We start from the raw sequence: 6,853 nt of genomic DNA, 5'->3' as shown, positions 1-6,853 counted from the left end.
GCTGAGCGCGTCCGGGCCGGCGAACCAGGCCAGACCGACTGTCAGCACACCACCGGCGATCAGCGGCACCAGCGGCGGGTGGCCCCACCGACCGTCGTCCTCAGGTGCGGGAGCAGGTTGCCCCGTTGAGCGAGAAACTCGTCGGTGACGAGTACGACCCGCTCAGGGTGCCCTGGTAGCCGAAGCTCGCGGTGCCCCCGGGTGGAACGGAACCGTTGTGGCCCACGTTCCGTGCGGTCACCGTGGACCCGCTCTGGCTCACCGTGGCGTTCCACGCGTTGGTGACCTGCTGACCGCCGGGCAGGCCGTAGGTCAGCGTCCAACCGTTGAGCGCGCTGGAGCCGGTGTTGGTGATCTGCACGTCGGCCGTGAAGCCGTTGTTCCACGAGTTCGCCGTGTACTTCACCGCGCAGCCCGAGCCACCCGGCGGCGGGGTCGTCGGCGGCGGGGTCGTGGGAGGCGGATTGGTGGGACCGCCCCCGCCGTTGACGGCGGCCGAGAACGAGGTCACCGCGAGGCCGACGCCACCCTGCCACGGCTCGAAGCCGGCCTGGATGCTCGTCAGGTACCAGGAGTTGGTGATCGCGCCCCGGTTGCGGACGTCGTTGATGAAGTCCAGCACGCTGAAGTTCAGGCTGGAGATCGCCGACGGCGCGACGTAGGAGATGACGTTGTTGGAGCCGTTGCTGCCCCGCCACACCTCCCAGGTGCGGCCGGCCAGGTTGGTCGTGCCGACGACCGAGCCGATGGGCTGGATCGGGCCCTGCCGGTTGAGCCAGATCATGATCTCCATCTGGTTCACCCCGTCCCGCTTGGGCGACGGGTCCAGCCAGATGTCGTACGACGCGTTGTAGGTGGCGCCGCTGACGTACCGGTAGCTGATGCTGCTGGTGGCGCTGCTGATCTGGCTCACCTGGATCGGCAGGTTCGTGCCGGGGGAGCAGTTGGTGTAGTGACAACCGAAGAAGACCGAGGGGTACGCCGTGGGCGCCCCGTTGGTGGGGCTGCTGCCGTTCAGGGTGGTGATCTCGAAGCCGCTGCCGGTGACGTTGATGCACTGCTGGGCGGTGGTGCCCCAGCGGTTGTTCTGCACCACGTAGCGGCTCTGGATGACAGTCGATCCGTACTGTTCGCAGATCTGGGTGTCGGCGGAGGCGTTGCCTCCGAGGGCCACGGCGACGAGTGAGCTGGTGATTAGCAGCCCGGCGGCCGCCAGGGCCCGAAGTTGACGTTTCATGACGCTCCTTGACTCGGCGCGTGCCGGGCGCCGGATGGGTCGGGGCGGTGCGGGAGCGCTCCCACGCTCAACGACACATTTACATGTCTGAAACTGCGATGCAACCGTACGGGTCAAACCGGTGAATTGTGAGGATTGCCATGCCCCCGCCGGACGGGCGGCGAAGGACGGCCAGCTAAGCGGTACGGGGCGCCGACGAGCGGCTCCGGGCGGGCCGATCGGACTCTGGCGTGCACCGATCGCTCCGAGTAGCGTGTTGCCTCCAACGCGTGCCGCTCCCCCTCCGGAGGCGTACACCACCATGGGTGGCTCCCCCCTGCGCATCCTCGTCGTCGGCGCGGGCATCGCCGGCTTGGCCGTGGCCCGGGCGCTGCGCCTGGCGGGCTTCCGGCCGGACGTCACCGACAAGCTGCCACCGGGGGAGTCCACGGAAAGCGGCCTCTACCTGCCCGGCAATGCCGCTCGTGCGCTGCACCGGCTCGACCTGCACGACCCGGTGCGTCCGCTCGGGCAGGTGATCCACCGGCAGCGGTTCTTCGACGCCGACGGCGCGCAACTGTGCGAGGTCGACCTCGACACCCTCTGGGCCGGCGTCGGCGAATGTCGGGCGCTGCCCAGAGGCGACCTGCACCGGGTGCTGCTCAGCGGCGCTGGCGGCGCTGTCCGGCACGGCGCCGAGGTCCGCACCCTGGACCTGCTCCCGGGCGCGGTCGGCGTCACCTTCACCGACGGCACCGCCGGCGAGTACGACCTGGTCGTCGGTGCCGACGGACCGCGCTCCTCGGTCCGCGCGCTGGCCGCACTCGGCGGTCCGCCTCGCCCGGTCGGGCAGGTGGTCTACCGGGCCGTCCTGCGCGACGGCCCGCCGGTCACCGAGTGGACCGCATTGCTCGGCCAGCGCTCCGGGTTCCTGATGGTGCCGATCGGTGCCGGGCGCCTGCACCTGTACGCCGACGAGGCTGGCACCGAGGAGCCCGCCGACCCGCTGGCCCGGTTGCGCGAACTCTTCGCCGACTACCGCGGCCCGGTGCCCGAGGTGCTGGCAGCACTCGACGAGGTGCACGTCGGGATCACCGACGAGGTGGAGTTGGGCCGCTGGCACCGGGGACGGGTGCTGCTGGTCGGCGACGCCGCGCACGCCACCGCGCCGACCCTGTCCCAGGGCGCGGCCATGGCACTGGAGGACGCCGTGGTGCTGGCCGAGTCGCTGCGTGCCGCCGGCAGCGTGGAGGCGGCCCTGGTGGCGTACGAGAGTCGTCGCCGTCCGCGTACCCGATGGGTGCGGGACCGGACCCGGGACCGCAACCGGACCAGGGACGTGCCGCCGGCGCTGCGCGACCCACTGCTGCGCGGACGCGGCGGCCGGATCTTCGGGGAGCACTACCGGCTACTGCTCGGCCCGCTGTAGGCCCGTTGTAGATCGTGTCACGCCACCCCACGCGGCGCTGCGACCTGCCGGGGACTATCCTCCTTGCGGATGACGGCCCGCCGATAACCAGCGTGTGCCGAGCGGGACAACCGAGAACCGGAGGCCACTCGTGACCACCGTCGCACCCAAGCCGGTCGTGACCCGGCCCTGGCCGGTCCGGGAGCCGGTCAAGGGGTCGGCCATCGCGCGGCTGCTGCGAACCACGGACGCGAAGCAAATCGGGATCATGTACATGATCACGGCGTTCGTGTTCTTCATGATCGGTGGCCTGATGGCCCTGATCATGCGGGCTGAGCTGGCCCGACCCGGGCTGCAGTTCCTGTCGCCCGAGCAGTACAACCAGCTCTTCACGATGCACGGCACGATCATGTTGCTGTTCTTCGCGACGCCGATCGTGTTCGCCTTCGCGAACTACATCGTGCCGATCCAGATCGGCGCGCCCGACGTTTCCTTCCCGCGGCTGAACAGCTTCGCCTACTGGTTGTATCTGTTCGGCGGCACGATGGCGACCGCCGGTTTCATCACCCCGGGTGGCGCCGCTGACTTCGGCTGGTTCGCGTACGCGCCGCTGAGCAGCGTCGAGCACTCGCCAGGTGTCGGCGCCAACATGTGGATCATGGGTCTGGCCATCTCCGGCCTGGGCACCATCCTCGGCGCGGTAAACATGATCACCACGGTGCTGACCCTGCGCGCGCCCGGCATGACCATGTTCCGGATGCCGATCTTCACGTGGAACATCCTGGTCACCAGCCTTCTGGTGATCCTGGTCTTCCCGCTGCTGGCCGCCGCGCTGTTCGCGCTCGCCGCGGACCGCATCCTCGGCGCCCACGTGTACGACCCGGCGACCGGTGGGCCAATGCTCTGGCAGCACCTGTTCTGGTTCTTCGGGCATCCCGAGGTCTACATCGTCGCGCTGCCGTTCTTCGGCATCATCAGCGAGGTCATCCCGGTCTTCTCCCGCAAGCCGATCTTCGGTTACAAGGGTCTGGTCGCCGCGACCGTCGCGATCGCCGCGCTCTCCATGAGCGTCTGGGCGCACCACATGTTCGCCACCGGCCAGGTGCTGCTGCCGTTCTTCAGCTTCCTGAGCTACCTGATCGCCGTGCCGACCGGTATGAAGTTCTTCAACTGGATCGGCACCATGTGGCGGGGCCAGATCAGCTTCGAGACGCCCATGCTCTGGGCGGTCGGCTTCCTGGTCACCTTCCTCTTCGGTGGTCTCACCGGCGTGCTGCTGGCCAGCCCGCCGATCGACTTCCACGTGTCGGACTCGTACTTCGTGGTGGCGCACTTCCACTACGTGCTCTTCGGCACGATCGTGTTCGCGGTCTTCTCCGGCATCTACTTCTGGTTCCCGAAGATGTTCGGCCGGATGCTCGACGAGCGCCTGGGCAAGGTGCACTTCTGGCTCACCATGATCGGGTTCCACACCACGTTCCTGGTGCAGCACTGGCTCGGCAACGAGGGCATGCCCCGCCGGTACGCCGACTACCTGCCCAGTGACGGCTTCACCACGCTGAACATGATCTCCACGGTCGGCGCGTTCATCACCGGTATCTCCACGCTGCCGTTCATCTACAACTGCTGGAAGTCGTACAAGACCGGCCCGGTGGTCGAGGTGAACGACCCCTGGGGTCACGGCAACTCGCTGGAGTGGGCGACCAGCAGCCCACCGCCGCTGCGCAACTTCGACAAGATGCCCCGGATCCGCTCCGAGCGGCCGGCGTTCGACGCGAAGTTCCCGGAGCTGGCCGCCGGCGGCCAGAGCCTGGCCGGCCCGCCGGAGGGTGGCGCCAAGCCGCTCACCAGCGAGTCGGACGGCGGGGCCAGCTACCGCGAGGACACCGCCAGCGACATCGATCGGCACTGACGCTCAAGCTCGGCAGTACGACGGGCGCCGCCTCCGGGATCACCGGGAGCGGCGCTCGTCGCATGTCCGTCCTCGTCCTCCGCCCCGGCCAGGACCGCCTCAACAGCCAGCCCAGCCCAGCCCAGCCCGGCCCAGCCCGGCCCGCCCAGCCCTGGCCCAGCTCAGCCCAGCTTGGCCCGGTCTGGCTCGGCCCGGCCTGGCTTGGCCGGCGGGGATCCCCCGGGCATGGTGCTGACGAGCGTTATACCTGTGAGGCGTATTTATGACTCACAGGCATAACCGGTGTGAGCGTGCGTGCCGCCAGCGAGCCACCCGGCCCGGCGGGCGGGCGCGCTGGGCCGCCAGACATCGCGGGCCACCGCGGCATGCCGCTCTCGCTGCCGGCGGCGACGTGGTCACCCCGACTCAGCCGGAGTGGCACGGCAGCCGTCAGCGGGTGGCAGGGGCGAGGTCGCGCTCGGCGGGCGTCGGCAGTGCGAGGGCGTCGGCCCTGCGGCGGCGGCGCAGCTCGATCGGGAGCACCACCAGGGTGACCAGTGCGCCGAGCGCGCCGGTCACCACGAAGCCCCAGAGCGGCGCGCTGGCGTCGATCACCGCGCCGGCGAGCGGCGCGCCGATCGCGATGCCGACGGTGACCGCCGATCCGTGCAGGCCCATTGCCTCACCGCGTACCTCGGCTGGAACCAGGCGGCTGACCGCGTCGGAGCCGGCCGCGATGGTCGGCGCGCAGAGCGCGCCGGCCGGGATCAGCGCCAGGCACAGCAGCCACCAGTGCGCACCGCCCAGCCCGACCGGGATGGTGCACAGGGCGAGTGCGGCGGTCAGTGCCAGCGGGGAGAACGAGCGGTGGACAGCCCCGTAGGCGAACCCGCCGGCCAGCGAGGCGACCGCCCAGATGGCCAGAACCGCGCCGGTCCAGCCGACCTCGCCGCTGGCCCGCAGCACGGCGACCACCGCTACATCGGTGCCGCCGAGCACCAGGGTCGCGGCGGCGCTGAGCGCCAGCACGGCGAGCAGTCGGGGTGTCAGCCACTCCCGGCGCTGCACTCGACGCTGCGGGCCGGTGGGCTCGGCGGCACCGCGGATCGGTGGGTTGACCAGCCACAGGGCGATCCCGGCGGAGACGATGCCGCCGCCCACCAGGTACATGGTGGTCTGCGCGGAGATCGCGGTGACCAGGGCCACCGCCAACGCCGGGCCGATCATGAAGGACAGCTCCACCGACATCGAGTCCAGTGCGTACGCCGGGCGGCGTTGGTCCTCCGGAGCCAGCGCGGCGATCGACTGACGGACCACGGAGAAGATGGGCAGGGCCAGGGAGCCGGCCACGAAGGCGGCCGGCAGTAGCAGGGAGTACGGCAGTGAGGGCGCGGTGGACCAGAAGATCGCCTCGGCGATCGCGGTGAGCACCAGCACCGGGCGCAGGCCACGTCGGTCCACCAGTCGGCCGAGTAACGGCCCGCCGATCGCCGCGCCCACGGTGATGGCCGCACCCACCAGGCCAGCGGCTCCATAGCCCCGATCAAGGTCGAACACCACGTGGAAGGTCAGCGTCACCCCGGTCGCGGTGAGCGGGATGCGGGCGAGGACGGCGACCAGCAGCAGCGACCGCAGGCCAGGTAGGGCGAGCACCTGCCGGTAAGGCTTCATGTTCACGTGGGTCCGTACCTCCGGCCACATCCTCGACCGGCGGCGGCCCGATGGCCAACCAATTAGCGGCTCATGCGGCCCTGATCACAGGCTGGCCGTGCAGGGTCACCCCGGCGCCGTCCATGGCGCGTAGTGCCACGTCGGTGGTCGCCGGAGCGACCGCGGCGGTCAGCTCGAGCAGCACGGTGGTGGTGAAACCCTCCCGGGCGGCGTCCAGTGCCGTCGCCCGGACGCAGTGGTCGGTGGCGATGCCGACCAGGTCCACCTGGTCCACGTCGTGCCGGCGCAGCCAGTCGGCCAGGCACTCGCCGTCGTCGGCGTGCCCCTCGAACCCGGAGTACGCCGCCGCGTGCTCGCCCTTGTGGAAGATCGCCTCGACCCGACCGGTGTCCAGGTCGGGGTGGAACTCCGAACCGCTGGTGCCGACCACGCAGTGCCGTGGCCAGGACTCCACGAAGTCCGGCGGATCGCCGAAGTGCGCGCCCGGGTCGACGTGGTAGTCCTTGGTGGCGACCACGTGCGCCCACCGGTCCGGCTCGGAGGCGAGCAGCCGGGAGATGCCCGCGGCCACCCCCGCGCCGCCGACGACGGCCAACGAGCCGCCCTCGCAGAAGTCGTTCTGCACGTCCACGATGATCAGCGCGTTGGTCATTGGGGGTTCCCTCTC

The 6,853-nt window shown here is 70.3% G+C and carries 5 protein-coding genes; 2 read left to right on the top strand and 3 right to left on the bottom strand.

All coding sequences use genetic code 11. The features are described 5' to 3' along the window. Positions 1–100: 100 nt before the first annotated feature. Positions 101–1,237, bottom strand: coding sequence for a cellulose binding domain-containing protein (locus tag ABZT18_RS30075; protein WP_355253052.1), 1,137 nt, complete (start codon positions 1,235–1,237; stop codon positions 101–103). A gap of 301 nt (positions 1,238–1,538) precedes the next feature. Between ABZT18_RS30075 and ABZT18_RS30070 the strand changes: the two genes are divergently transcribed. Beyond that, a complete protein-coding gene (locus tag ABZT18_RS30070) occupies positions 1,539–2,645 on the top strand; it encodes an FAD-dependent monooxygenase (RefSeq protein WP_354996334.1) in 1,107 nt (368 codons plus the stop codon). Positions 2,646–2,775: 130 nt separating this feature from the next. Next, complete coding sequence (ctaD, locus tag ABZT18_RS30065; RefSeq protein ID WP_354996335.1) at positions 2,776–4,536, top strand: cytochrome c oxidase subunit I; 1,761 nt, start codon at positions 2,776–2,778, stop codon at positions 4,534–4,536. Positions 4,537–4,965: 429 nt separating this feature from the next. Here ctaD and ABZT18_RS30060 read toward each other — a convergent pair whose 3' ends face one another. Together ABZT18_RS30060 and ABZT18_RS30055 are read right to left on the bottom strand one after the other, a co-directional pair. Next, the gene (locus tag ABZT18_RS30060; protein ID WP_355253049.1) at positions 4,966–6,216 is read right to left on the bottom strand and encodes an MFS transporter; all 1,251 of its coding nucleotides are present in this window, start codon (positions 6,214–6,216) and stop codon (positions 4,966–4,968) included. Between the two features lie 40 nt (positions 6,217–6,256). Continuing rightward, positions 6,257–6,838 carry an isochorismatase family protein gene (locus ABZT18_RS30055; protein ID WP_354996337.1) on the bottom strand — a complete coding sequence of 194 codons (582 nt, stop codon included), beginning with the start codon at positions 6,836–6,838 and terminating at the stop codon, positions 6,257–6,259. Between the last annotated feature and the right edge of the window lie 15 nt (positions 6,839–6,853).

Source organism: Micromonospora sp. NPDC005291 (assembly GCF_040607415.1).
In the GTDB taxonomy this organism is placed as follows: domain Bacteria; phylum Actinomycetota; class Actinomycetes; order Mycobacteriales; family Micromonosporaceae; genus Micromonospora.
The sequence above is the reverse complement of the archived record's forward strand: the minus strand, read 5'-3'. Positions and strand labels throughout refer to the sequence as shown.